The organism is uncultured Rothia sp. (assembly GCF_937976295.1).
GTDB lineage: Bacteria > Actinomycetota > Actinomycetes > Actinomycetales > Micrococcaceae > Rothia.
In genome coordinates, this window is sequence record NZ_CALJRY010000001.1 from 1 (window position 1) to 2954 (window position 2954).

Sequence of the window (2954 nt, forward strand, 5' to 3'; positions counted from 1 at the left end):
CCGCGCATTAATGCGTTATTCTGTAAGCATCACGAGGAAGTGGAGACTGTCCAAGCGTGCATATTCACGATTATTTGCACGCTTGTAGTGTTTAACTGCTTCTTTGTTACTGCAGACCTATCCGGATCAACGTAGTATCCGGGCCACCGATTGAAGGGGAAAACGTCAATGGCTGACACCTCAACTCGTACTCTCTCTGCTGAGCTCGAAAAGGAGCTGCAGAGCGCACCCACTACCCACCAGGGCCTTCTGGATTGGGTTCGCGAAGTTGCGGCCCTGACCCAGCCCGCACACATTTACTGGGTTGACGGCACCCAGGAAGAATATGACCGCCTGGCACAGGAACTGGTTGACGCCGGTACCTTTGTTCGCCTCAGCGATCACGAATTCCCGAACTCTTACGCAGCTTTCTCCGATCCCGACGACGTTGCACGCGTCGAGGAGCGTACCTTCATCTGCTCCGAGACTGAAGAAGGCGCAGGCCCGACCAACAACTGGCGCGACCCCGTCGAAATGAAGCAGACCCTTTCCGGTCTGTTCGAGGGCTCCATGCGCGGCCGCACCATGTACGTTATTCCCTTCGTCATGGGCTCCCTGAAGGCTAAGAACCCCAAGATTGCTGTTGAGCTCAGCGACTCCGCATACGTTGTCTGCTCCATGCGCATCATGGCAACCATTGGTAAGGACGTTCTTGCCAAGCTGAACGAGACCAACGGCTTCTTCGTTAAGGCTCTGCACTCTGTCGGTGCACCCCTGGAGCCCGGTCAGGAAGACGTTCCCTGGCCCTGCAACCCCGAGAAGTACATCGTCCAGTTCCCCGAGACCCGCGAAATCTGGTCCTTCGGCTCCGGCTACGGCGGTAACGCACTGCTCGGTAAGAAGTGCTACGCACTGCGTATCGCATCCGTTATCGGTCGCGATGAGGGCTGGATGGCAGAGCACATGCTCATCCTGAAGGTCACCAACCCCGAGGGTAAGGTTCGCTACATCTCCGCAGCGTTCCCCTCCGCATGTGGCAAGACCAACTTCGCAATGATGGAACCCACCATTGACGGCTGGAAGGCTGAGATGGTCGGCGACGACATCGCATGGATTGAGTTCGACGAGAACCACCAGGCACGCGTGGTCAACCCCGAGGCTGGCCTGTTCGGCGTGGCACCGGGCACCGGTTATTCCACCAACCCGAACGCTATGAAGGCTATCGCCAAGGGCAACACCATCTTCACCAACGTTGCACTGACCGACGACGGCTCCGTTTGGTGGGAGGGCAAGACTGACGAGGCTCCCGCACACCTGATCGACTGGACCGGTAAGGACTGGACCCCCGAGTCCGGCCGCCCGGCAGCTCACCCGAACTCCCGCTTCTGCACCCCCGCATCCCAGGTCGACATGCTCGCACCAGAGTACTACGACCCCGAGGGCGTGCCGCTGAGCGCTATCGTTCTGGGCGGTCGCCGCAAGACCACCATCCCCCTGGTTTCCGAGTCCGAGAGCTGGGAGCAGGGCGTGTTCCGCGCAGTCACCCTCTCCTCTGAGACCACTGCGGCCGCTAAGGGTGCTGTCGGCGTGATTCGCCGCGACCCGATGGCTATGCTGCCCTTCATTGGTTACAACGCTGGTGACTACTTCAAGCACTGGCTGGACCTGGGCAAGAAGCACGGCGCCGAGAACATGCCGAAGGTCTACTACGTCAACTGGTTCCGCCGCACCCCCGACGGTGGCTTCGCATGGCCCGGCTTCGGTGAGAACTCTCGCGTTGTGAAGTGGATCTTCGACCGCCTCGACGGCAAGGCTGGCGGCCAGGAGACCTTCCTGGGCACCGTTCCCACCAAGGACGACCTGGATCTGACCGGTCTGGAAATCTCCGAGGAAGAGCTGAAGGCTGCTCTGGCTGTCTCGAAGGAAGAGTGGGCTGCTGAGCTGCCCGGCATCGACGAGTGGCTGGAGAAGTTCGGCGACAAGCTGCCTGCTGAGGTTCGCGAACAGCGCGACGCTCTGGCGAAGGCTCTGGAGGACTAAGACACCCCAGCTAATACCTCAGGTATAGCGCGTTGAAGGGGCGGAATCTCCCGGTGAGGTTCCGCCCCTTCCTTCCTTCCGTTGAGGGGAAAGCTGAGGGGAAATTTGAATCCCTGTCACCTGGGGAACGGCAAGTTTTCTTGCAGCGGTGTGAGTGTAAGGCTATGCAGTTCACCTGCTCTTGAGAAATACTTTAAGATCCCCGCCGGGGTGGTTTGGGCATGGAGGCGGCGAATCTTGATTTCTTGCCCCTCTTGCCGCCCCTATACAATTCCAATGTAAGATTTTTGAACGCGTCGAACTCGTCCGGGTTCACGCATCCGTTGCCGCCTCCGTGGAGGGGTTGGTAGTACGAGTAAGGATAGAAGGAGTATCCATGCGTTTGACAGCATTCTCGGATGTCTCGCTCCGCGTTCTGATGCTCCTGTCTGCTCTGGAGCCCGGTCAGAAGCTTTCCACCCAGAAGATTGCTGAGGGAGTGGACACCCCCTATAACCACGTGGCGAAGGCTGTAGCTTTCCTCGTGAACATGGGTTACCTGGACTCGACTCGTGGTCGTGCCGGTGGCGTCATGCTTTCCGATGCGGGTCGTTCTGCGACCGTCGGCACTATTCTTCGCGCTACTGAGGGCGATATCCCCATGATTGAGTGCGAGGACGAGAACGGCCACTGCCCCCTCGATAAGTTCTGTCGCCTGCGTAATGTGTTGGCGAAGGCTCGCGAGGCGTTCTATGCTTCGGTTGATTCGGTTGTCATTAGTGAGTTGACTGCCGGTGCGCGCCCCGTTGGTCCGGTGTTTGTTGAGCTGGGCTTTGCTCCTCCGGAGAACGCGCTGCCCGCGCGCTAGTCGTAAGGCGCTAGTCGTAAGTATTCAAGAGATACGTGATACCTGTGGAGCTTTCCGGTGGGAGGCTCCATAGAGTTTTTAACACGGA

The 2954-nt window shown here is 58.7% G+C and carries 2 protein-coding genes; both read left to right on the forward strand.

Going from position 1 to position 2954, the window contains the following annotated elements; translation table 11 throughout:
• The first annotated feature begins 168 nt into the window (after window positions 1-168).
• Window positions 169-2019 (forward strand): phosphoenolpyruvate carboxykinase (GTP), encoded by a 1851-nt coding sequence (locus tag Q0216_RS00005; protein ID WP_298591800.1) that lies wholly within the window; start codon window positions 169-171, stop codon window positions 2017-2019.
• A 376-nt stretch (window positions 2020-2395) separates the two neighbouring features.
• Window positions 2396-2866 carry an Rrf2 family transcriptional regulator gene (locus Q0216_RS00010; protein WP_070691854.1) on the forward strand — a complete coding sequence of 157 codons (471 nt, stop codon included), beginning with the start codon at window positions 2396-2398 and terminating at the stop codon, window positions 2864-2866.
• Window positions 2867-2954: the final 88 nt, after the last annotated feature.

Excerpts from the sequence above, each read along its gene's own strand:
- Q0216_RS00005 (WP_298591800.1), top strand. The coding sequence starts at position 169 with ATGGCTGACACCTCAACTCGTACTCTCTCTGCTGAGCTCGAAAAGGAG.
- Q0216_RS00010 (WP_070691854.1), top strand. The coding sequence starts at position 2,396 with ATGCGTTTGACAGCATTCTCGGATGTCTCGCTCCGCGTTCTGATGCTC.